Annotated in this window: 23 protein-coding genes; 11 read left to right on the forward strand and 12 right to left on the reverse strand. The window is 43.9% G+C overall.

Going from position 1 to position 24,340, the window contains the following annotated elements; genetic code table 11:
• Positions 1–27: 27 nt before the first annotated feature.
• On the forward strand, positions 28–381 hold the full coding sequence (locus NEJAP_RS12970; protein WP_201347639.1) for a YkgJ family cysteine cluster protein: 354 nt from the start codon (positions 28–30) through the stop codon (positions 379–381).
• Between the two features lie 13 nt (positions 382–394).
• Here NEJAP_RS12970 and NEJAP_RS12975 read toward each other — a convergent pair whose 3' ends face one another.
• From NEJAP_RS12975 to NEJAP_RS12985, 3 genes are all read right to left on the reverse strand, one after another.
• Positions 395–1,054: a glutathione S-transferase family protein gene (locus tag NEJAP_RS12975; RefSeq protein WP_201347640.1), complete on the reverse strand. Its 660-nt coding sequence runs from the start codon at positions 1,052–1,054 to the stop codon at positions 395–397.
• A gap of 117 nt (positions 1,055–1,171) precedes the next feature.
• A complete protein-coding gene (locus tag NEJAP_RS12980; protein WP_201347641.1) occupies positions 1,172–3,589 on the reverse strand; it encodes a putative bifunctional diguanylate cyclase/phosphodiesterase in 2,418 nt (805 codons plus the stop codon).
• Positions 3,590–3,643: 54 nt separating this feature from the next.
• Positions 3,644–4,390: a transporter substrate-binding domain-containing protein gene (locus NEJAP_RS12985; RefSeq protein WP_201347642.1), complete on the reverse strand. Its 747-nt coding sequence runs from the start codon at positions 4,388–4,390 to the stop codon at positions 3,644–3,646.
• Between the two features lie 467 nt (positions 4,391–4,857).
• On the opposite strand from NEJAP_RS12985, the gene NEJAP_RS12990 reads away from it, so the two are divergent.
• From NEJAP_RS12990 to NEJAP_RS13000, 3 genes are all read left to right on the forward strand, one after another.
• Positions 4,858–5,406, forward strand: coding sequence for an HD domain-containing protein (locus tag NEJAP_RS12990; RefSeq protein WP_201347643.1), 549 nt, complete (start codon positions 4,858–4,860; stop codon positions 5,404–5,406).
• A 33-nt stretch (positions 5,407–5,439) separates the two neighbouring features.
• Positions 5,440–6,312 (forward strand): phytanoyl-CoA dioxygenase family protein, encoded by an 873-nt coding sequence (locus NEJAP_RS12995; protein ID WP_201347644.1) that lies wholly within the window; start codon positions 5,440–5,442, stop codon positions 6,310–6,312.
• A gap of 165 nt (positions 6,313–6,477) precedes the next feature.
• Positions 6,478–6,768 (forward strand): hypothetical protein, encoded by a 291-nt coding sequence (locus NEJAP_RS13000; RefSeq protein WP_201347645.1) that lies wholly within the window; start codon positions 6,478–6,480, stop codon positions 6,766–6,768.
• A 114-nt stretch (positions 6,769–6,882) separates the two neighbouring features.
• Here NEJAP_RS13000 and NEJAP_RS13005 read toward each other — a convergent pair whose 3' ends face one another.
• The 8 genes from NEJAP_RS13005 to NEJAP_RS13040 form a co-directional block, all read right to left on the reverse strand.
• Complete coding sequence (locus NEJAP_RS13005; protein WP_236590935.1) at positions 6,883–7,611, reverse strand: EamA family transporter; 729 nt, start codon at positions 7,609–7,611, stop codon at positions 6,883–6,885.
• Positions 7,612–7,851: 240 nt separating this feature from the next.
• On the reverse strand, positions 7,852–8,571 hold the full coding sequence (locus tag NEJAP_RS13010; RefSeq protein ID WP_201347646.1) for a UTRA domain-containing protein: 720 nt from the start codon (positions 8,569–8,571) through the stop codon (positions 7,852–7,854).
• 136 nt (positions 8,572–8,707) lie between these two features.
• Positions 8,708–9,394 carry a response regulator transcription factor gene (locus tag NEJAP_RS13015; protein ID WP_201347647.1) on the reverse strand — a complete coding sequence of 229 codons (687 nt, stop codon included), beginning with the start codon at positions 9,392–9,394 and terminating at the stop codon, positions 8,708–8,710.
• A gap of 12 nt (positions 9,395–9,406) precedes the next feature.
• On the reverse strand, positions 9,407–11,200 hold the full coding sequence (locus NEJAP_RS13020) for a sensor histidine kinase (protein WP_201347648.1): 1,794 nt from the start codon (positions 11,198–11,200) through the stop codon (positions 9,407–9,409).
• A 22-nt stretch (positions 11,201–11,222) separates the two neighbouring features.
• Positions 11,223–12,569: a vWA domain-containing protein gene (locus NEJAP_RS13025; protein ID WP_201347649.1), complete on the reverse strand. Its 1,347-nt coding sequence runs from the start codon at positions 12,567–12,569 to the stop codon at positions 11,223–11,225.
• 132 nt (positions 12,570–12,701) lie between these two features.
• A complete protein-coding gene (locus tag NEJAP_RS13030) occupies positions 12,702–13,286 on the reverse strand; it encodes a class I SAM-dependent methyltransferase (RefSeq protein ID WP_201347650.1) in 585 nt (194 codons plus the stop codon).
• A gap of 1 nt (position 13,287) precedes the next feature.
• Positions 13,288–13,842: a GNAT family N-acetyltransferase gene (locus tag NEJAP_RS13035; RefSeq protein ID WP_201347651.1), complete on the reverse strand. Its 555-nt coding sequence runs from the start codon at positions 13,840–13,842 to the stop codon at positions 13,288–13,290.
• 244 nt (positions 13,843–14,086) lie between these two features.
• On the reverse strand, positions 14,087–15,148 hold the full coding sequence (locus NEJAP_RS13040; protein WP_201347652.1) for a TRAP transporter substrate-binding protein: 1,062 nt from the start codon (positions 15,146–15,148) through the stop codon (positions 14,087–14,089).
• Between the two features lie 185 nt (positions 15,149–15,333).
• Here NEJAP_RS13040 and NEJAP_RS13045 point away from each other — a divergent pair, with 185 nt between their 5' ends.
• From NEJAP_RS13045 to NEJAP_RS13075, 7 genes are all read left to right on the forward strand, one after another.
• Positions 15,334–17,277 (forward strand): ATP-binding protein, encoded by a 1,944-nt coding sequence (locus NEJAP_RS13045; protein ID WP_201347653.1) that lies wholly within the window; start codon positions 15,334–15,336, stop codon positions 17,275–17,277.
• Positions 17,274–18,647, forward strand: a complete 1,374-nt coding sequence (locus NEJAP_RS13050; protein ID WP_201347654.1) for a sigma-54-dependent transcriptional regulator — start codon at positions 17,274–17,276, stop codon at positions 18,645–18,647. The genes NEJAP_RS13045 and NEJAP_RS13050 overlap by 4 nt, the downstream gene beginning before the upstream one ends.
• Positions 18,648–18,846: 199 nt before the next feature.
• Positions 18,847–19,827, forward strand: a complete 981-nt coding sequence (locus tag NEJAP_RS13055; protein ID WP_201347655.1) for a TRAP transporter substrate-binding protein — start codon at positions 18,847–18,849, stop codon at positions 19,825–19,827.
• 57 nt (positions 19,828–19,884) lie between these two features.
• Positions 19,885–20,403 (forward strand): TRAP transporter small permease, encoded by a 519-nt coding sequence (locus NEJAP_RS13060; RefSeq protein WP_201347656.1) that lies wholly within the window; start codon positions 19,885–19,887, stop codon positions 20,401–20,403.
• Positions 20,403–21,710 (forward strand): TRAP transporter large permease, encoded by a 1,308-nt coding sequence (locus tag NEJAP_RS13065; protein WP_201347657.1) that lies wholly within the window; start codon positions 20,403–20,405, stop codon positions 21,708–21,710. Before NEJAP_RS13060 ends, NEJAP_RS13065 begins: the two co-directional genes overlap by 1 nt.
• Before the next feature lie 75 nt (positions 21,711–21,785).
• Positions 21,786–22,340 (forward strand): hypothetical protein, encoded by a 555-nt coding sequence (locus tag NEJAP_RS13070; RefSeq protein ID WP_201347658.1) that lies wholly within the window; start codon positions 21,786–21,788, stop codon positions 22,338–22,340.
• A 23-nt stretch (positions 22,341–22,363) separates the two neighbouring features.
• Positions 22,364–23,041 (forward strand): SDR family oxidoreductase, encoded by a 678-nt coding sequence (locus tag NEJAP_RS13075; protein WP_201347659.1) that lies wholly within the window; start codon positions 22,364–22,366, stop codon positions 23,039–23,041.
• A 58-nt stretch (positions 23,042–23,099) separates the two neighbouring features.
• Here the strand turns inward: NEJAP_RS13075 and NEJAP_RS13080 are convergent, their stop codons facing one another.
• Entirely contained in the window at positions 23,100–24,278 is a 1,179-nt protein-coding gene (locus NEJAP_RS13080) for a CaiB/BaiF CoA transferase family protein (RefSeq protein WP_201347660.1), read from the reverse strand.
• Positions 24,279–24,340: the final 62 nt, after the last annotated feature.

Consider the following 24,340-nt stretch of genomic DNA (forward strand, 5'->3'; position numbering starts at 1 on the left):
TATATCTGAATAACCGCAGGATTAACAATGCTAGACAATAGCCAAAAAATTAAGATTCTTCGTGAAGCCATTCCATCATTTTCCTGTAAACCGGGATGCCATGATTGCTGTGGGCCCGTGACGGCGTCGTCTGAAGAAGTATCCCGACTACCGATGAAAAGCGACGCTGAACATGATGAGGCACTGGCCGAATTCAATTGCCCTTATTTGGGCGAAAATGGCTGTGAAGTTTACGACGAGCGCCCTTTGATTTGCAGACTATTTGGAACAACACCCAGCTTACCATGCCCAAACTCTTGCGCCCCAGCTCAGATGACTGACCCCAAAATAGAGCGCCAAGTGCTTAGGTTTCATAAAGAAACGCGCCAGGTTCTGCTTTAGTGCTACAGCGCGGTCACTCTGTAAGCCAGTAGTTTTGCTGGGTGTAAATTTTATGCTCAGCATCCATGGCAGGAAGTGACTGTTTAAATGCCTCTCTACTTGATAACCGTTGATAATAAGCTGCTACGTTAGGGTAGGCTTCGATATCGGTAAATAAACGCCCTACATGTAAGCTGTAGCCAACACCCACATCTGCGGCAGAAAACCCACTAGCTAACAAATAATCACGATCTTGAAGCTGACTTTCCAAAACTTCGATAGCCTTTCCTAATCGCCTCGTTTCTAGCTTCTGTACTGTTGGGGACCGTAAGGCTGGATCACTAATAACAATCGCCTGCTGGGTTAAGTTCGCCGCATGCACCGTCATTGTTTCAGCATAGTGGATCCATTGAAGCCACTCAGGACGTTCCTTATGTCCTGGTGCACGCCATAACACACCATCGTCGTAGATTTCGCAAAGGTACTCGGCAATAGCCCCACTCTCAAATAATGTGAGTTCACCATCTTCCAAACAAGGCACGCGACCAAGCGGATGGCGGCTTAAATAATCATCGCTGCGCAAAGCACGGCCAAACGAGAATAATACAACGTCAACATCGAGCTTGAGCTCGTTGATTAACCATAAAGAGCGCATCGAGCGCGCTTCATGACAATGAAAAAGCTTCAGCGCCATTTTATTATCCTTTTTATAAACACAAAGAAGTTCATCACCTTAGTATCACAAGACAGTCAGGGGGCCTATGGATCACCAACCTAAATACGCCTGGAACAAAAATGCAGAGAGAGTCTACTAACATTCAACCATTTTTATTTTTTGCTGAAGAAAGCGATATAAATCGGCGGCAGGCACCGGTTTAGAATACAGATACCCTTGAAAGACGTGGCAACCAAGCGCTAGTAAGGTATCTCTTTGGGCATAGGTTTCTACCCCCTCAGCAACTACAACTAAATCCAATCTATCAGCTGTGGCAATGATTACTTGAACAATGGCGGCATCTTCTGATGAAGGGCGAAGATTAGTAACAAACGAGCGATCAATTTTCAGGATATCCAGTGGCAAATTTCGTAAATATTTAAGTGACGAATAACCGGTGCCAAAATCGTCAATCGCAAACGAGATCCCTCTTTGCTTAAGTAACTTCATTTTGCTACTAGCAATTTCAAAGTTATTGAGCAGCATATTCTCAGTGATCTCCAGCTCTAACATATGACCGGGGAGTTGAGCCGTATCCATCAGATCGAATATTCGATCAACAAAATCAACCTGCATAAACTGCAATGGGCTGATATTAATTGCCATACGCCTAAATGATTCGGGTAGCCCTTGTTCAATCCAACTTGAAAGTTGCTGAATGCCCTGCGCAAGCACCCAGTTACCTATCTCAACGATCTGCCCACTATCTTCTGCAATACTAATAAAGTCACCGGGAAAGACTATTCCTTTGCTCGGATGACACCAACGCAATAAAGCTTCTGCGCCAATGACCTCGTCTCCAGCACCAACTTGAGGCTGGAACCAAAGCTCGAACTCATTATTTTCAATCGCTTGATGCAAACCTTTTTCAATCTCCAGTCTTTCCTGTGCAGAAGATTGCATCTCCGGATCATAGAACTGAAAAGCGTTTCGTCCTAGAGCCTTTGCGCGATAAAGTGCGGTATCAGCATGACGCAAAATATCCAGTGCGCCATTGGAGTTATCAGGAAATACAGCTATTCCGATACTAGCAGTGCAATAAAGAAGATGGTTATAAATCTCAAACGGGATTGCCATGTGCTCAAGCAATTTGAGTGCAATGCTAGCTACCATTTCAGCACACGCATCTGATGAATCACTAGTACTAGGCAATAAAACGACAAACTCATCACCCCCAAAACGAGCACATGTACTCTCGCCTGGCAGTATTTCTACTAAACGTTGAGAGACCTCACATAACAACTTATCTCCGATACCGTGCCCAAGAGAGTCATTGATTGTTTTAAATCGATCTAAATCCAAATACAGTACTGCACCATAGTTTTTATTGACCTGGTGAAGCTCAATAGAAGATGTTAAACGATCCAAAAATAAACGCCTGTTAGCAAGGCCGGTGAGAGTATCAAAGAATGCCAGGTCATAAATTTGCCGCTCGGCTTCTTTACGTATAGTTATATCCCGGGCAAGTACCAAAATATAACTCGTATCTTGGAGCGTTAACTTTATGCCACGAGCCTCAATGGGAAATCGGTGCTTCTCACCAACCTGAATATCCTCAAACGTTTGGGCTTGTTTAGCATCAATACCACCAAATAGGCTCTGTAGTTGGTCCGGTGAATAATCTTGGCTGAAATCAGCTAGTTTTTTTCCTTCTAGAATATCACGTGCCACACCAAGGGTTTCAACCGCCTGATTGTTGACTTGTATAATGGTCGTGTCAGGAAGGCAAAGAAACATCGCATCCCCGGCATTTTCCATGAGTGAACGAGAAAAGTGCTCACTTTTGGATAGATCTTGAATAGTGTCATGCAACTGATCGGCGACTTGCTTTCGCTCCTGCCATAGCTTATCGAAGCTAAAAACTAGGTCACCGATCTCATCTAGTTCAGTATAAGGAAGCCTCGTATAATCATTACTATTGCGGAGTTGATTAACCCACTTAGCTATTTTCAACACCGGCTGAGACAGGTAACGATAAATCAGAAGCAGGAACAAACAAGCCAATACAACATCATGAATTACCCCCAAACCCAAACTAACCGCAGCCCGATGCGCAAAGTTTTCAGCAATGAAGGTTGCATCAAGATCAATAACAAGTTGTGCAGGATACCCTTTTTGCATTCCTACTGTTAGCGGAGTGCTAATATGAGTTTTCACACGAAAAAAGTAACGACCAATCGTCGCTAAAGTGGTTTGCTCAGCGGGTTCTCGGATATGTTTGCTAAGCACATCACCAAAATCATCAATAAGGCTAGCTCGATAGATCATGGGGTTGGCTATTAGTGCTTTGGTAATATCACTTGCTTGCTCTGTATCTAAGTTATAAACAACACGAGTCGCATTCTCCCTATGCAAGACTATTATTCGCTCAATCCTGCCTTGTAAACTGTCTTCTTCCAGTTCTAAATCAAAATAAATTTGCCAACAGGTTGAAATTAACCCTAATAACAACGAGATGAGAAGAACCGAGCGAGCTTGCTTAAACGCAATTCGGTGTCTAAATTTAAAAGCCATCACTAGTGTCCTTACAGGCTTGTCTCAATCTAACAAGAGTTCGAAAGAAACTCTTTATAAGTACTTGTCATAGATCGCATCGAATTTTCCGGATGCTTTAATACGTTCTAGACCAGTATTAAACTTGTTGAGTAACTCAGCGTTATCGGGGTAGTGCTTACTCAAACACAGATAAAATGCAGAACCTTGCTTATCAGCAAGTCGCTTTATCTTGATCTTATCTTGCAGGTTTAGCTGTTGAGCTCTATAGAGGGTTGATAACTCACCGTTATAGAGTATATCGATATCACGAAATACCACAGAGCGGATACCACTATCTATATCTGAAGCCTTTACATGCTCAATACCTTTTATTGCTAATTCTTTCTGAACAGACCAACTGTCAACTGCAGTGACTTTATAATGCTGTAGGTCCATCAAGTTAAATAACTTACTACCATCGGCCTCAACCGACATTACCGCAACTTGATTTGCTTCACTGACCTTATCACTATAGAAAATATAGGCTTCGCGCTCTGGCCTTCGTGCGCAACTGGTGTAGCCTGCAATATAACCATGTTCCAGATTCTTCCTAATTCTTTTCCAAGGAGCCGTACTAAATACAACCTCAACACCGACACTTGCAAAGGCTGCTATGACGACATCAACATCAATACCGCTAATCTGTGAATGATCATTTACGATGCTATAAGGTGGATAATCGATGGTAAATAGCTCAACGGGCTTTGTTTCAGCAAAGGTGGGAAAAGCCCATAACATCAGAAAAGCTAAAACAGAACATCTTGGTGTAAGTAAAAACATATCTGATCCTTCAAATAAAGTGTCAGTAGCTTCAGAACGCTTTAGCAGCAAACGTGCAACCGACAGTAATGATTACTACTGAGATACCATTCTTTACTTCTTACATATAGATCAACTGCTATTTTGGTTATTTTACAACCAATTTCAACCGCAGAGTAATACTAGTACAGTTAATGCGGCTTTGACATATTAACGACTGTCACTGTACAAAACTTTACTAAAATCTTAAAAAACATGCCTAAATACGGTGCAAGCACTCTATAAAGATGGCGAACTATAAATAATAGGCAGCTCTGACTACTCACTCTAAAAGGGCTTCTTTGAAAGCCTCAGTCTTGTCGGTCTTTTAATACTAGGTCTATAGCAATGGTAAAATGACTTGTTTTCTTAATCAAAATGAAACAATTATATCGCACTATAATCTGGTATATACCAATTATGATTAGTTAATTAACGAGAACGAGAACATGCATCCTTTTATTCATCAGATCAGCCAGCTTTTTGCTACGCAAGGCAATAATTCCTACGGCGAGGATATCACCCAAACTGAGCATGCAGTGCAATGCGCTGAATTAGCGATTCTGACGAATGAATCAGATGAGTTAATTAGTGCTGCACTCTTGCATGATATCGGCCACTTAATCGCAACCACTGATATAGCTTACGGCAACTATAAACACGATTCCGTAGGTGCTGACTTTCTTAGTAAACACTTTGGCCCAAGCGTTACTGAACCCATTCGCCTTCATGCACAAGCAAAACGCTATCTATGCAGTGTAGAGCCTGGCTACCTAGAAGGTTTATCTGCCGCATCATTGAATTCTTTTAATCACCAAGGTGGCCTGATGAGCGATATTGAACAGCAGAAATTTATGGCAGAAAGCTATGCAAAACAAGCTATCAAACTACGCCGCTGGGACGATGAAGGTAAAGTTCAAGAACTAAGTCAGCAGCCATTTGATCATTACCTAGCTCACCTCACGGCCTCTGTTATTAAGGCGTCTACTACTGTCTAACTTACAAGTGCTAACCAGGATACCGACAAAATTATGAAAAACAGCCAGATCAATGAGCTAAAAAGCAGCTTTATTCAGCAAGGCTATATTGTGCTTCCACAAGCCTTAGGTGATGCTGATAAAGCCACTTTGGAGCACGTCAGCCAAGAACTAAGCAAACGCTCTCAAGAGTTGTTAACAACAGTAAAGAGCAATAACCAAAACCTAAGTGATTTCTACCGAGAAAACCTGTCTGAACTGATTGCCGTCCCTGAGTTTGATAATGATGAGAAAGTTTGCCGGTACGAATATCTGAAGGGTTATAGCCAGCCGATTAAGACATTAATTGTTCCTAAACTGCAGCAGTTAATTCGCCAATTAACAGATACCGACTTTGTTTTGTTCAAAGATAAATGTAATGCTAAAAATCCTGGAGGCGGTGCATTTGAACCACACCAAGATATTATTGCTTACGATCAATTTAAGCCGGCATATCATGTAACGGCGGCGATCTTCTTAGATGATGCAACATTAGAAAATGGCTGTTTGTATTTCCCCCAAAATTATCAACAAGATTTGGCTAACTTAGAAACCCATAGAGTGCCTACGCCAGTCGGCGACTTACCTGTATTACAAAGCTATGAAGGTGGAACAACTCACGGCAACATCCGACAAGAAATTTGCGACCAAATGAATTGGATTCCCATCACAGCAAAAGCCGGTGATGTGGTTCTGTTTGACTCATACGTGCCTCATTACTCTAAAAAGAATAAGTCCCAACTCACGCGCAGAGCGATGTTTTTCACCTTTAATCCACATAGTGATGGAGACTTCTATGAAGCCTATTACGATATGAAACACCGGGAGTTTGATAACCCTAAGTTTCACGTTGCTACTCCTACCGCTCATAGTAAACGGGGATTATAAATACGCTATTCGACAGAGCTGAAATTAAGCACTGTTAATAGAAAGAACAGCGGAATAAATATTTTTAAAAATAAGTTTTCTTATTTCAGTTTGGTTTCAGCTACGGCTTTTAAAGTAGCACCATCAAACAGCGACAAACGCTAACGAACTTAAGGAAACGACATTATGAAAACGTTACTAACAACTGCTATTCTTTCTTCTGCTCTTTTCGCTTCACAAGCGTTTGCCGGTGGTTTAAGCCACTTTGATACGCAATCTGTTGAAGCCAATCTTGCGGCAGGTCATGTAGTAACAGCACAGGGTTTTGCATCTGTTAGCAGCCCACTATCTGACTTAGGTACTTCAGTTCAAGCGCATTTGGGTGATGCTAACCACAGCCTAGCCAGCACATATAACAATACCGTTGCTTCAACAGGTTTAGTCGTACCAACAGGTTCAACAGAAGCACAGCTTTAACTACTGTTAGGGAAGTATCTCCGTAAATTTACCTTATTTATTCTACCCTATAGCAAACACCTTTAGCCGCTAATCTTCTTATTGGTTTAGCGGTTTTTTTATCTAAGGTTATTGTTAAAGAGCAACCAGCACCAGACCCGCTAGCATAACCAGAACGCCTTGAATACGCGGTAAAGAAAATGACTCCTTGAGCCACAACACGCCAATAATCACGCCAAGTGGAATACTCACTTGGCGTAGCGCCACAACATAACTCACCTCAGTCACCAGCGACATACTCACCAACACAAGCATGTAGGTAGTGATAACAAAAATCCCGGCAAGTAAGGCCCAGCGTTTATCGGGCAAACCCACCAACACCCAGCCCATCGATACATTAAAATAGTCATGTATTTTTATGTTTCGCCAATGTTGTAGTGGTACCAAAACTGCTCCCAAAACAATCAGTACCATACCTACCAAGTCATCAACTTTTAACTGGCTTTCCTTATAGATAAAGAAAACTAATATTGGTACAAGAAACACAGGTAGTGCACGTGCTAGAGGATATACAAGGCTTAGATTGCCAGTACGATAAGCTCTGGCTAGGCCAATCATATACAATGTTTGGTATAGCCCCGAAGCAAACAAAAGCACCCAGAATCGTTCGGGTAATATTATGAGCAAGTTTTCACTTAGCAGTAGTAAAGGACTGAATAATAGTCCCCCACAAGCCGTTGTCCATGCATAAAAAAGAACTGATTGTGAACTCTTTTTACCTATTACATTCCAGCTAATATGTAGTACTGCTGAAATCATAACCAGAACAAACGCTGTTGTTGTCATAATGACATAAGCATCCATAGAAAATGCACCTAGGAATCAGTCGTGCATTCATTCATAGAAAAGTAATACAGTATAAAGAAAGGCTACTATCTGGCATATACCAAAATCAATATCAGTAGAATAATACTCTATTCTATAAGCAAAGGTTAATACGATTGACTAGCATATGAGTTGAATACAACACAGTAGAAATTAAGCGTAGATAATGAGTTATCTTCAGGTTTGAACAGAACGCTTAAAATAGAGAAGCCAACACCATCAGTTATTATTCACCTGAACAGCAACCTTAAGCGCATCATGTATCCAGTACTCCCTATCATATTCAAGAAACGTACCGCTCTTGTCCAAGGTTAAACGCTGCATATAAAGGCCAGCACTACCTGAATTTACACCGAGGGCTTCAGCCTCCACACCGGTTAAAGCCTGAGGAAATATTTCGATGTTTCGCTGCCCAGGAAGAAGGTCATATTGCTCACGTAACAACTTCCAGATAGAAAGATCCATATCTTGGTCGAGTAGCCCAGGGCAACCCAGAGGATTAATGTAATTATGTTCAACAACAACACAGCGAAGATCCACAGAGCGGCGGCGTACAATATGATAGATAGGAGCTCCTTTTTCCATGCCACTAATATCAGCTAACCAATTAGGTGTTTCTATAAGGCGTTTACTGAGAGTTTCTGTTCTAGGAGTAAGCCCCTGCTCAATGACTGTTTTATAGAAGCCGATATCTACGCTTGGGTCATAGATGAGACGTTGTGGTGTTATATACCAGCCGCGCCTGTTGGAGCGAAAAATCACACCTTCTGCTTCTAATTGCCCCAAAGCTTGGCGAACCGTTACCCGAGTCGTATTAAAGCGTGCCGCCAGCTCGCGCTCAGCGGGCAAACGTTCTTGACTACCTAACTGTTGCTTCTGAACCCATTGCCAAAGCTGATTCCGAACCTGCACATAAACAGGTATATCACTGCGTTGCATTGGTTCGTATCCTAGCTGATAGATTTGAATTCAGAATCCTACCTGCTCCCCTAACTAATGAAAAGAGAACAACCCCAGAAGACAAAAATTAACGAAAATGTAGTTAAAAAACGCACGGGGGTTAGCTTTTTAAACACTAGTTATCAAATCGATAACCTATGCCATGTACAGTACTGATAATACGGGGTTCTTTGGCATTTCGCTCAACAGCCTTGCGCAATTTAGATATGTGCTGATCTAACGTCCTGCTGTTGGCAAAATAGTCTCGCCCCCAACAATGGTTAAACAATGCATCGCGATCCACCACTTTGCCGCGCTGCTCAAAGAGCAAACGTAGTATTTTCAAATCTCTCAGACTTAACTCAATCACCTGATCAGCTCTCAGAGCACGCAGTTCTGATGGCCTGATCTGAAGATCATCCATAACAAAACTATCGTTGCCTGTTGTACCCGCAACGGGCCGCAAAGCTCTTCTTGCTACCGCCCTAATTCTGGCGATAACTTCACGACTCCCAAAAGGCTTTTTAATGTAATCATCAGCACCCAGTTCAAGACCTAACACTTGATCGACCTCTTCTGATTTCGCGGTAATAAAAATCACCGGCAGCTGCTCATTGTGCTGGCGAATACGCCGACAAACCGCATAGCCGTCTTGTTTGGGCATCATGATATCTAATAGCACCAGATCAGGCTCATGTTGCAGGTACAACTGCCATGCCTGATCACCATCCGCTGCTGCTATACACTCATAGCCTTCAGACTCTAATAACGTCTCCAGCCCTTGGCGGATATGTAAATCATCTTCAGCAATCAACAGCTTCATAACGCTTCCCGTTTAATCATCAGGTTTATCATTCATCATTGTTGGCACGGTTACAGGCGTAACTAAACTCAGTAGAAAACTGGCCCCCGATACAGCCTCATCTGCAGGTTGTTGTTCGATTATCAAATCACCTTGATGAGCTCTGGCCAGATCACGAGCCAGACCCAACCCGATCCCCGTACCGCTTACGCCGTCTGTCAGCTTGTTACTACCACGACAAAATGGCTCAAATAACTTTTCAGGCTCATTTGCAGATACTCCAGGGCCAAAATCACGGACACGAATATAACTATATAAAATACCTGAGATCTCTTTTTGCCAGCTTCGGATATCCACAAATTGTCCATCACCGGCATACTTTTCACAGTTACTCAGCAGGTTATTTAAAACCTGTTCCAACGCTTCACCATCAAAATAGCATACGTGATTGGCATCACCGCTAAAGCGTACCGTTAAATTTCGCGTACTTAATACGGGTGTAAACAGCTCAACCACTTGCGCTACACACTGATCAACAATCCCTTGCTGATACCTAATACTGACACCTTCACGCTTGGAGCGTGAAAAACTCAGCACATTTTCAATCAAGCGTGACAACCGCCCCGCCTCACTGCCAATCACTCCCAGATAACGTTGCGCAACCACTTCATCCTCTGCCAGTTCCTGCTCAAGCATCTCTGTATATAAACGCACATTGGTCAGCGGTGTTTTAAGCTCATGGGAGACCTGATTAACAAAGTTCACTCGCTGCTCTGCCACTTTCAACTCTTGGCTATGCTCACGATATAGCCAGTAAGCCAAAGTAGACAAACCCACGGCTAATAAAAGTAATAATGCGAACAAGCCCAACCAGCCAGTGATCACGGCCGGTTGAGCCGCTGCATAATAATCAAGATGCCAACTCGCTAAAGGGTGGCCCAAAGACAATGTCTGTAGTGGTTTATTGCCGGCACCCGCAACAGACTCACTACTATCACTCCCCCAGCTATAGGCCAACTCTCCTCGATCGTTCGTCAGTCGCATTTCAATGCCAGCTTCCTGCTCTGTGACTATATCGGCTTCCGTAGCAGAACTGGACGGCAACAGGTTAATTAGGTCTGATAAAAGCCTGGGTGAGTTCAAGGCAAAACCGACTGTATTACCGCCACTATCTTGTAGCCAGAAGATCTGTTGCAAACCCGCCTCTGCATACCAAGCAATCCAACCATGAGGCCTTTCTACTGCACGCTCTTGGGCAAGCTCTGGTAACGCCAAAACTGAAGCATCTGCACTGTAACGCGCTTTGCTAGATACCGATTCACTCAATCTGGCGCTTCGTAACTCGTCACTATTCGTCTTTGAAAATCGCTGGCTAGTAACACTGCTTGGAGTGATCGGATCCATCGTCGGCACGGTAAAACGCTCGGGGGTACTCAACAGGTTACGCGTTAGCACTACGAAGTCTTGCTCATGCTGATTCAACGCTTGATCTTGCGGGGGAAAGCGCCTTTCGCCAGCCTTAGACAATACAAAAATTTGCTTTACAACAGCCGACTGACCAATAAAACGGCGCACACTTTCAACATTATATTGGCCCTGTGTTTCTTCCTGTAAAGCTTGTGCTTGAAGGATAAAACGTTGCTGCAGTAAGAAAAAATGCTCCTGAAACTGCCGATCAATACTCTGCAATCGACTGGTGACTAGATTGCTTAACTGATGTGCCGCAACCTGCTGTTGGTCCAATTGAAAACGAACGCCAAACCAAACCAGTAACAAGAGTGGCAGTGCAATAATGACAGCGAGTATGAGTGGCGCTCGTTTTTTCACAAGTTAAGTCCAATGATGTGTATTAGTACGTTTGTTGAGTGGCTCTTTTATACTGTCGTGCTTTTAACTCTTTACGTTGTTTGTTCCAGTCTTGCTCAGTTTCTAGCGCATCTGCATCTTTCAAGGCTTCTTCTTTCTGCTCTTGTAAGCGAGGAGAGCTGAGCGACTGTGCCTGAGAACCTAAATAGGATGCACTATCCTGAAGAATCTTCTTGGCGCCTTTCAAGTCTCCACTATCGCGGGCCTCAATAGCATTTTTGCTAAATTCATTTGCGACCTGTTCAACTGCCGCCTCAAGTGCCTTATCATCACGAGCAGCTTTGACTTCTTGTTGCGAGAGACTAAACCGAGCAACACTTTGGCCTGATAAGCTTTCTTGATTCTGAGTAAATAAATTATTGTAGTTAACGTTAACAGCCACCAGCTCAAGCTCTGTTTCAGCCTGCTGCTTGGGAACCTCTACCTCAAGAATAACGAACTTCTCCTGTTCGCTATACAGCTGATTGAGGCGAGTCGTTACCCGGTTACCAATAATCTCGCTCTTACGCCCCAACAGGCGTATTGGCTTCACACCATTACGGCAACGAATCTCAATATTAACGCCCTGCGCTACCACGGAAAGCACATCGCCAAACTCATATTGAAAAACAGAGGCCAAATCTTCTGCATTTTCAACAAACGCATGGTTACCATCGCTAAAACCAGCTAAACGGGTCATTAAGTCTTCGTTATAACCCAGCCCTAAACCGATAGTGGTGACACTAATACCCTCTTTCGCCAACGAAGCACCCAGTTCGCCCAGTTCAGAAGCAGACTGAGGGCCAACATTGGCCAAACCGTCAGACATCAAGATAACCCGGTTTACTTTATTACGGCTTAAAAACTTACGTAGCTCATTAGCCCCCTTGCTCACACCGGCAAACAGCGCGGTATTGCCATTGGCATGAACATTACGAATGGCGTTAAAAATTGACTGTTGGTTACGTACTTGAGTCGCAGGTACAACCACCTGTACTTTAGAGTCGTAGCTAACCACGGAAACTATATCCCGCTCATCAAGGCGTTTAATCGCCATAATGGCCGCTTCACGAGCGTACTTAATTTTATCTCCCCCCATTGAACCAGACTTATCTAAGACAATGGCAACATTGGCAGGTATACGTGCTTGCTTGTCTTGCTGCTTAAAGCCTTCCAGAGACACTTTTATAAAAGCTCTGTGACTTTGCTCCGCCTCCATCACTGGGGTTGCCAAATTGATATTCAAGTTCACCTGATTAGCCTGAGCCAAAACTGGCAACAAACTGAGTAAAGCAAACCCAAACGGCCGTACAAATCGCTTTAGCATAGAGATATCTAATTGAGTGTTCATGATGAAGTTCCTGAATAGTGAGTATAGTGGATCAATGCCACCGCTGTATTAACTCTACGTTTAACTGGACAGGAAGAAGTCAGATAAAGTTATCTGTTATGTAAGAAATTTGTAAAACATTAGGCTCATGGGTTAGAAGCACTCCTCAGCCAATATCAACTGGCTAGGTGTTGTTGTAGAACATGGACGCCAATGATAGACGTAAACCGGAGTCTGATAGATATCTTTAAGCTTAGTGACGTTTACCGGCTCGCACGAAGGCAGTGCAAACGTGTTACTCACAATGCGAATCTCATGAAACAGTTCACGTTTCAACTTTTTATGCAAAGCATCCATACCTCCAGGAAAAAGATAACAGAATAAAACAGAGGCATTACCTAGGTCTGCTTTTGTAAAATCTTTGCGATAAATCGTCAGGTTATCCAGCCGTAAGCTGTATTTACGAATGATTGAAACTAACCATGGAAACCATGAGAGCTCATAGCCTATCACTTGATGATGTGGATATTCTCGGGCAAGAGCGACAACCAGCGTTCCCCAACCAGAACCAAGATCAATCAAAGGGCCATTTGCAGGCGGGCTAGTTGAAGCAAGCATCGCTTGGCAAGCCTTACCTGAACTCATCATGGGCGAAATACCTGTTTGCAGCGTGCTCCAAACAATGGATAAAGCAATCAGAAAAGCGAAAAGTACTAGTATCAACTCAACAAAAAACATATCAACGAGGATCTATGATTTGTTGGGGTTTCATTGTTTTACTTGCACCTAACGCTGCCATCATCCGGTACAAGCGTACCGATCTGCCATGAAATTCAAGATTCGTGTAGCTGCTAAACCCTGCTTTTTCGCTCACTCTAATTGAAGCCTTATGCTCAGGCTCAATAATGGCAACAACAGACCTCATAGACTTCTGCATGAAGGCGTAATTAATAACATCTTTGACTGCTTCACTCGCAAACCCCTGGTTCCAGAACTTTTGTGCTAGACGATAGCCCAAATTCATTTCCTCGATGCCATCGACCATTTCTGGGCTAACACCACAAAAACCAACAAGACCCCCAGAGCTTTTTTCAACTAACGCCCACGGCCCTACTCCATGAGATGAGTAGCACTCCTGACACCAGTCGATAAACTTACGAGTGGCATTCTCATCACAAACTCCGTGAACCGAGTGCTTCATCACATCAGGATCACTCAAAATCTCTGTAAGCGCAGGGAGGTCTTGCCGCGACAGCTGCCGCCCGATTAACCTCGACGTTTCAAACAAGATCACAGATAGTTCCTTATAAGTAGCGCCCTATTAAGGTGTGAGACACGCAATAAAAAGCCTCATAAACCACTTCAAACACTAAATGTAACGCATTGTATAAATGCCAAACATTACGAACCGCTCTCAACAGTTTGTTATTTATTCCTTTAACTCGACCATAAACCACTAGTTAAAGATCAATGAGTTATCACCGCTTTCCTCCTTATTAATGGAAAGGGGACCACTGAACAAGCCCTAAACTGAACACTTATCTCGCTTTTGCTTCTGCTCTTAAGTCGAGTATTTTTCCTACGGTTCGATTCCAGTTAGCGGCGCATTCTGGGCCGCAACGCTCAGCCCAGCGAGGCAAGATAACATCCGTAGCAATTTTATTACGCACGACAAGATCAGCTTTAGAAGGCTCTACCAGTACCATGTTACCGGCTTCACCAATATTACAAGGCCCTTCAGATAAGCAAGCTAAAGCTACGGCATCTTCCTTTGCTGTTTCTTGCCACATGCTTTCTGTAAGTACTGCAATTTCATTTTTCAGAAGTGTTTTTTGCTCACTGCTTAGCACATTCCACTTACTCATATTCATTGCCCCAAATGCCAGCCCCCAGCCTACACGTAAGGTAAAACCATGCGAAGCCACCTTATACAACTTACTCGTATAAGCAGACATGGTTCCGGTAATGACGCAATCAACAATCCCTTTTTCAAGCGCTTCAGGTACATCGTTATAGGGAACACTCACCGGAATAGCCCCGACACCTTCGACAAAGTCTCCGAGTGTTGTCAGAAAAACACGTATGCGCTTTCCTTTCAGATCCTCGATACTGCTAACCTTTCGGCTACACCACAGCATTTGGCTTGGGAATGGGTAGAGCATCATCAACTTTGCATTATATTTTTCCGCAAAAGCACGCTCCAATGTTGGAAAATAAGCATGCGCTACCTGTTTCTGTACATCAATATTTTGCACCAGAGACGATAGATCGGCTCCTTCAAATATTTCACTTTCAGGTACCACATACCCGGGTAAACCAAAGGCAAAATCAAACACGCCATTTTTTACCAAGCGCATGATCTCGTAACCCTGCAAGCCTAATTCAGTATGGGGTTTTATCTCACCAATAATCTGGCCGTCGCTCACCTGTGCAATACGTTTATTCCAGAAGGGCCCTTCATGCTTTTGGTAGTTGGTGAAATAGTCCCAGGTACCCACTGCTTTGATGATAACTGTGTCGTTTGCCGCTAAAAAGTTGCTAAATCCTGCGATTATCAAACAGAAAAGAAATGGCGCTGAGTACTTTTTTATTATTTTCATAAACACCGATTGTTACGCGTATTTGAGAAATGTATTAATAGATTTTTAAGGCTAGCCTTATTTATACTGCTGCCTATAAGCGGTGATAGCAACCAAATTATAACGACGACTCCCCTATTGCATAATTTCTCATTAATCTCTCAAATAGCTATGATGTAACATAAACTCACCAAGGCTCCCGTTATATGAAAAGTAAGTATCGGTTAGGAATTCGCGGTCGATTTTTCTTAGCATTTGGAGCATTAAGCGCCCTAACCTTACTCGCCAGTATCATTAGCTGGATGTCGTATAACCGCCTTGGAGATGGGCTAAATCAGGTCGTTGAAGGGAATATACATACCCTTAGTTTGATGGCCGATTTAAAAGAAAAGGGCACTAAAATAACTCTAATAGCCCCAACTTTACTCGCTGTAAAGAATGAAGCTAACCGCCAAAACATTCGCCAAGATTTGAACCTCAACATATCCATTATGGCCTATTTACTGCCGCAAATTTCTGCGGCAACACAAGACCATCAAGCGCAAAAAAATCTTTCTGCACAGATAGAAACGTTAAAAACCACATTAGTAGAACTAGATAATAATGTATTTGAAAAACTCAAAATACAGCAACAAAAAAGATCAGAAAACCAGCGCCTAAGATGGGTGGCATCCAGCTTTTTAAGTGATATCAATCGGCTCACAGAAAACGAGCAGCGCTACCTGTACAGCCTCTTAAATCAAGAGTCACCCGACTCCTGGCTGACGATGAACAACGTCAGAAAAGACGCAGCCAGTACTATAAATGCCGACTTACAAAGACTCTATCGTATAAAAGCGGATGTAAACCTGCTCATTAATTTAGTCGATAGAGCCCAGCACCTACCCGACCTGAACTCTCTAATTGCTACACAAGCGCATTCTGATGAGATCATTCAGCGGATTAAACAAGATATTGAAGCGGTCGGGAACATACAGGGTGTTAAAGCCCTTAAGCAGACCATCGTCAATATCGTTTTTCTTACCCGCGGCGAACACAATATGTTTACTATCCGCAGTAGAGAACGAGCTATTCTACAATCCGGTGAATTACTACTTAGCCGTATCAGAGAGGAGCTTGGCAACTTAAACCAAGAAGTGGCCATCCAAACGGATAATACCGAAGCGGCCGCTCAAGTCTCTGCACAAAATGCCCGAGAAACCATTAAAAAAGGGCGTATCTGGATGCTACTCATGGTGGCCGCTAGTTTACTGTTCTCGATTTTGATTGTCTGGCTCTATGTGGGTAAAAACATGGTGGGAAGAATCACCAGCCTAGATGCCAGCATGCGCTCGATTGCCAATGGTAATCTCGACGAAGACGTACAAGTAAAAGGCAGCGATGAGATTGGCACTATGGCACGCTCACTGGTCAGTTTTCGCGACCAACTAGCCACCTTACAAGAAGATTTAGTACAAGCAGGTAAACTGGCAGCACTTGGCCAGTTATCGGCCGGTATCGCCCATGAGATTAACCAGCCACTATCAGCGATTGGGCATTACTCGCATAACGGTTTACGCTTGATAAAGTCCGGTCGGCTCGACGAAACAGAAAAAAACCTTAATCAGATATCCAATCTAACTAAGCGCGCGACCACTATTATTACGCGTCTTAAATCATTAGCTCGTAAGCAACAAGATAATTTAGTTAAAGTTGATCTGCGCTTAGTAATAGATAATGTACTGTCGATGCTTGAAGGAGATGAGGTCAGAAAACTCACCTCAATAGACGTTAATTTTGATCATGATCGTAACCTAGTTAATGCCGATTCTGTGCAACTCGAACAAGTCGTACTTAATCTAGTTACCAATGCTCTGGATGCCATTAATGACCAGCCAGAAAAACACATAACCATTGACTGCTTGCACCAGCATGACCGGTTTGAAATTTATGTACGTGACAACGGCCCCGGAATTAGTAAAGAATTACGCGAGCAGATTTTTGAGCCATTTTTTACAACAAAACGCCGTGGCCAGAGTTTAGGGCTCGGTTTATCTATTTCATATAACATAATAAAAAGTTTTGGTGGCAAGCTAACGGTCGATGATGGATCGGGCAACGGCGCATCATTTTGTATCCAATTACCTGAGTATCGGAGAAGTAAGCCATGAGCTCAGCCATATCTAATGGCCAAGTAATAATCATTGATGATGAAGAGATCGTCCGTGAGTCAATGATTCAAACACTGCAGCTTGAAGGCTATCACGCCAGTGCGTATGAAAACCCACAACGTGCCATAGAGCAGTGCTCAATGAACTGGCAAGGGGTGATTATTTGCGATGTGCGAATGGACATCATGGGTGGGCTTGAGGTCTTACAGCTGATTATTGAAGTTGATCCAGAGATTCCTGTCATCATGTTCAGCGGGCACTCTGATATCGCCATCGCGATTCAGGCAATACGCTTGGGCGCTTACGACTTTCTCGAAAAAACCGATGACCCTCAGCAGCATATAAATACAGTACAAAGGGCTTGGAAAAAACGCCAGTTAGTACTCGAAAACCGCAGCTTACGCCAAGCGATCCAAGGCCAGCACGAAATTGATAACCGCTTGATAGGCCAGACCAAGGAAATCATTCGCCTACGAGAAACGACCTTACAACTAGCGCATGTCGATGTGGATCTGATCATCAACGGAGCAACAGGTACCGGCAAAGAAGTAGTTGCCAATTGTTTACATGATTTTAGCCCGCGCGCTAAAAAGCCTTTTGTTGCGCTTAACTGTGGTGCAGTAACAGAATCGATCATAGAAAGTGAGCTGTTTGGCCATGAAGTTGGTGCTTTTACAGGAGCAAATAAGAAGCGTATTGGTAAAATAGAGTATGCCAGCGGAGGGACTCTATTTCTGGATGAAATAGAAAGCATGCCGGCTTCGCTTCAGGTAAGGCTGTTACGCGTTCTCCAGGAAAGAACCCTACAACGGTTAGGCGGAAATGCCGATATTGATGTGGACATCCGTGTTATTGCCGCATCAAAAGTCAACCTACGTGACGCTGCTGATCAAGGGCAATTTCGGGAAGACCTTTATTATCGGCTCAATGTGGCAAGTATCGAGATCCCCAATCTTGATCAACGTAAGGAAGATATTCCTGTTCTTTTTAGCCATTTTGTTGATCAGGCCACTCAACGCTTTGATCGTGAGAGTCGCCCCCTGCCTAAGTCGTTATTACAACAGCTACGTGCGCAAAGCTGGCCCGGTAATGTACGCGAACTACGTAACGCCGCAGAGCGTTGGACTTTGGGGCTTTCAATCGAAGCTGAAGCTGACACACATACTTACGCCCATACGACACAAACAACTAAAGGCGCTAATTTAGATGAGCTTGTCGATCATTACGAGCGCGAGGTTATCGCTGCAGCACTAAGAGCGAACAACGGCCAAGCCGAACTTACCGCAGAAGCGCTGGGAATTCCGCGAAAGAAACTTTATCTGCGAATGAAAAAACATGGGCTCGAGCGGAATGACTTTATAGACGATTGAGTTAAAATTGACTCATAAAAATCACTAGATTTGAGTCAATATTGACCCGCCGATCGCTAACCAACTTATACAATAAAAACTAAGCTGCTGTTTTATAAGATATTATTTATATTTTTCGGGTCTGGTACAAGGTTTGCAAATTACTAAGGTAGCAAATGCCATTGGTATCGCTAACAAACCATTGTCCCGGAGAATAATAATGAAATTTGTACCTAAGAAAACCGCTATCTTGCTTGCGTCCTTACTCACACTCGGCTCAGCAGGCAGCGCTTCTGCAGAGACTCAGTGGCATATGCCAACCCCTTATGGCGATGCTAACCTTCCTACCCAGATCGCTCATCAGTTTGCTGAAGAGATCAAAAACAAAACAGCAGGCGATCTCGATATTATTGTTCACTCCGGCGCTTCACTGATCAAACACCCTGAAATCCCTCGTGCTGTAAAAACCGGCCAGGTGCAGCTAGGAGAAGTTTTTATCGGCATTATGGGTAACACCCACCCAGTCTTTAAGCACGATAACATTCCCTTCTTAGCAACCACTTACGATAGCGCTGAAAAACTCTGGAATGCAGCAAAGCCTGAAGTTGAAAAACAACTCAACAAAGAAGGAATGATGTTGCTATACACAGTCGCATGGCCTGCTCAAAGCCTGTATACCAAGTCTCCCGTTAACTCTTTAGCAGACCTAAAGGGATCTAAGATGCGCGCTTACAGCCCTTCGACTTCTCGTCTGGCTGATCTGATGAATACGTCACCAACAACGGTTCAGGTACCAGAAATTCCTCAGGCATTCAGCACCGGTATTATCGATGCGATGATTACCTCCCCTTCTACCGGCGTTAATGGTCAGGCATGGGATTACCTAAGCCATTACACCGATGTGCGCGCATGGATTCCTAAGAACGTTGTTGTTGTTAACAAAAGATCTTTCAAACGACTTGATAAGAAAACTCAACAAGTGATTCTTGCAGCAGCAGCAAACGCAGAACTTAAAGGTTGGGCAGGTGTTCGAGGCAAAGCACTAGAAGATACTAAAACGCTAGCAGATAAAGGGATTATTGTGTCTGATCCTTCGGCAGAGCTAATGGCTGAGCTCAATAAAATTGGCGCAACCATGATTGAAGAATGGAAAGCAGAAGCACCTGAGGTTGAAGCAATACTGTCTAACTTTAACCAGTAATTTTCGTCGCCAACAGGCCCTGCTAATCCCGCAGGGCCCATTACAGAGGTTATTACTATGCGTGCTCTACTCGATAAGCTTTATCTAGCATCCGGGTACTTATCGGGGTTTTGTATTGTCCTGATTACCTTAATTATTACTGCACAAATTGTCGGTAGGATGTTCGGTTTTATTGTGCCTTCTGCAGAAGACTTTTCTGGCTATGCACTGGCCGCGGCTACATTTTTCGGCCTTGCCTACACCTTTCGTGAAGGCGGGCACATCCGTGTCACTCTGGTTATCCAGCATTGGAGAGAAGGCTCACGCTACATTCAAGAATTACTCGTGCTGTTTTTTGCACTGCTACTGGTTAGCTTTATGTCTTTCTATTCTATCCACATGGTGTGGGAGTCATACATTTTTGAAGAGGTCTCTTCAGGATACGTCTCTATTCCAATTTGGATACCTCAAGTACCTGTCGCTTTAGGTATTGTCGTGCTGAACATCGCCATATTGGACGATGTTATCGCCTTACTAAGACGCCACACTCCTTCGTACAAAGCTCACGAAGGTGAAATTCATCTGGAGGATACCTAATGGATATTGCAATCATAGGAGCCTCGCTGGCGATATTCATGTTACTCATGTTAGCGCTAGGGGTTTGGGTGTCATTAGCGCTATTTGGTGTAGGTGTGCTGGGCTTGTACTTATCAGGCAACAGCCAGATAGGCTTACTCTTTGCGACATCAACCTGGGGAGCTAGTACTTCTTGGTCACTGACCGCATTACCATTATTTATCTGGATGGGAGAGATACTTTTTCGCACCCGCCTTTCTGAAGATCTTTTCAAAGGCCTATCGCCTTGGTTAAGTGGACTTCCGGGCAAGCTGCTTCATGTAAACGTACTCAGTTGCGGTATTTTTGCGGCTGTTTCTGGCTCTTCCGCCGCCACAGCCGCTACCATCGGGCGAATGACACTGCCAGAGCTAAAAGCTCAAGGCTACAGCGACCGCATGGCGGTTGGTACACTTGCAGGATCAGGTACGCTGGGGTTACTGATTCCACCATCAATTATCCTGATTGTTTACGGTGTTGCTGCTGAGGTATCAATTGGTCGTCTGTTTATCGCTGGCGCACTTCCCGGTTTGTTATTGGTGAGTTTGTTCATGGGCTACACCATCATCTGGGCATTGCTAAATAAAGACGAATTACCAACACACAATAAAGAACACGTTTCTTTTGCAGCGAAAATTAAAGCATTACGGTTATTGCTACCCATTATGGGCCTGATCGGTTTTGTACTCGGGTCAATTTATGGCGGCTTAACCACTCCTACCGAAGCAGCTGCGTTAGGTGTTGTCGGTGCGCTGTTTCTAGCAGCAGTGACCGGCTCGCTGGATATGAGCAGCTTTGGAGGAAGCCTCACAGGAGCGGTTAAGAGTTCTTGTATGATCGGAATGATTCTAGCCGGTGCTCACTTTCTTACCTTAGCGATGGGCTTTCTTGGAATCCCACGAGCATTGGCAGAATGGATTGGGCATATGTCTTTGTCTCCAGGAGTACTGTTGATTTATTTAACCGTGTTGTTTGTTGCTCTGGGCTGCTTCCTCGATGGTATTTCAGTAGTGGTATTAACGGTTGCTGTGGTGCTGCCAATGGTGCAACAGGCTGGCATCGACCTACTCTGGTTCGGTATCTATATCGTTCTTGTGGTCGAGATGTCACAGATCACGCCACCGGTTGGCTTCAATCTGTTTGTCATTCAGTCCTTAACCGGTAAAAATATTCTGTACGTGGCCCGTGCCGCGCTGCCGTTTTTCTTACTCATACTTTTTGCTGTGGTATTAATCTATCTATTCCCTGAGATAGTCACTTACCTTCCAACATCCATGAGCCAACGATGATCTACAGAGGGCCGCTACTAAGATGTTCCGGCCCTCTGATTAACTTCCAATAACAAATACAGTTGAGCCGTATCGATGAATACACGATTTAAAAGCCTGATTAGCCAATACATAAAAGCGAAAGATAACAATAAACCTCACTTAATGAATGGTGTGTTTGCAGAACAAGCTACATTAAAAATGCTTGTACAAACAGACAACATATCATTTCCAGCAGAGGTTGAAGGCCTAGGGAACATAACCCATACACTGGTTAGCGAGTTCAACAACAAGTACGAGAACATCTACACCCTTTGCCTCATCGATACCGTGCAACAGCAACAAAGAAGCCTTAACTGTCGTTGGGTTGTTTGCATGACGGAAAAAGCCTCCGGCTCATTGCGTTTAGGCTACGGTGATTATCTTTGGAGCTTTACAGATGACACCCCGACCCTGATTAATGATTTAACAATTACTATTGAGAATATGACTCTTTTACCTCCAGAGTTGCAGCCTCAAGCATTATCTTGGTTTGATAAACTCCCATACCCGTGGGCTCTCTCATCAGACCTACAGACAACAGTGCCTGACATCGAGCTACTCATCACGACTCTAAAGCCTCTTTATCAGACCAAAGACAGCCCTAAATAGAAAACTGAAAAGGAACAGATCAAATGCCTACTATATTAATTACCGGTGCTAACCGAGGCATCGGCCGGGCTTTAGCTCAGTCTTATCTACAAGATGGTTGGCGGGTTTTTGCGGCCAGCCGTAATCCAAGCGAGTCTTTAATTGAAGGAGTGGAAGCAATAACTCTGGACTTAAGCAACCCGGAGTCCATCCAAGAACTGAAGCGAACACTGGCGGGGATCCCCATCGATATTGTCTGGAATAATGCGGGTGTCTACCTGGATAAAAACCAGCCCTTAGAACAGATCGATAACAACGACTGGCTACGTTCGTTCGAAATCAACTGCATCGCGCCTATCCGTATCGCACAAGCTCTGGCAGAAAACGTGAGTATGTCAGAGCGAAAAGTGATTGCCTTCACCACGAGCAAGATGGCGTCACTCACCGTCAATGGAGCCAGAGCCTACGCATACCGTTCATCAAAGACCGCACTCAATATGGCGGTGCGCTGCTTTGCAAAAGACCAAGAAGCTCAAGGGATCAGCTGCCTTCTGTTACACCCCGGGCATGTAAAAACAGATATGGGAGGGCCAGAAGGAGAAATCGACATAGCAACCAGCATTGCCGGTATGCGATCTGTAGTCGACCAGATTAGCCCAGCCTATAAAGCCAATATGGATGAAGGCTACTTTGATTACGACGGCAGCAGAATCCCATGGTAAAGATGGCGATTTGGCCCAACAACTTTATGACAGTTGTTTGAACAATAAGAACTTACTCTTACAGTGTGACACCCTGCTCACAAAGTACTTTAATCTGCTCATCACTGTATCCTATTGAAGCTAATACACTACGGCCATCCGCGCCGACTTCTCGGCCAATATGCTTATACTGCACTGTTGAACCTGAAAGCTTTATCGGTTGGGCTATTTGAGTTTGCGTTTCGCCTCCCTGAACTGGCACTTCTATAAGCATTTCACGGCCTAATATCTGTGGATGTTCCAATGCTTCCTTCATACTCAATACCGGTTCAACACAGGCTTCAACTTCAGCGAAAACTTCACTCCAATGCGCAAAATCTTTTTCGCCAATATCCTTTTTAAGTCGACTTTTGAGTAATTGTTGATCTTCAGGCTTGGGACTTAAGCCATAAGGCACTAGCTCAGGGCAACCTAACACCTCGCAAAGCTTTTTCATAAATTGGGGCTCTAACCCACCCACCGACATATAACGCCCGTCAGATGTTTGGTAGTAGTCATAAAATGAACCACCGTTTAAGAGTTCTGATTCATACTTAGGTTCATGTCCTGCTGCGGCTACGGCTGAACCAACCATACCATTTAGTGCAAATGCAGCATCCGTCATACTAATATCTATATGCTGGCCTTCACCTGTAACTTGCCTTTGGATCACGGCGCTTAAGATACCAACCACACTGTGCATTGACCCACCAGCCACATCTGCTAGCTGCACCCCTAAAGGTAACGGACCTTCTTTTTTACGACCGGTATAACTACTAACCCCGGCAATGGCTAGATAGTTAATATCGTGACCCGGTCTATCTTTGTATGGACCTGTTTGCCCAAACCCTGTGATCGAGCAATAAATAAGGCGAGGATTTAGTTCTTTTAGGTCTTGGTAGCCTAACCCCAACCTATCCATAACACCTGGCCGAAACTGCTCAAGAATGATGTCATATTCAACAATAATTTTTTTGATGACTTCGATGGCTTGTTGCTGTTTAAGATCAAGAGCAATAGAGCTTTTTGAGCGGTTCAAATAGGCTTGTGCCGTTGAAACCCCATCGGCAAAGGGAGGTAAATTGCGGCATAGATCAACACGCGTTGGCGATTCCACTCTTAATACTTCGGCGCCAAGATCGGCCATCATCATCGAGGCATAAGGGCCCGGCAGTAAAGTTGAAAAATCCAATACTTTTAGTGATTCCAATGGCGACATTTTTTCTTCCCCTTAGTGATATCAAACATGCGGCTCGTGATTACAACGCTATTTTCTTACTC

Origin of the sequence: Neptunomonas japonica JAMM 1380, from assembly GCF_016592555.1 — a bacterium.
GTDB classification, from domain to species: domain Bacteria; phylum Pseudomonadota; class Gammaproteobacteria; order Pseudomonadales; family Balneatricaceae; genus Neptunomonas; species Neptunomonas japonica_A.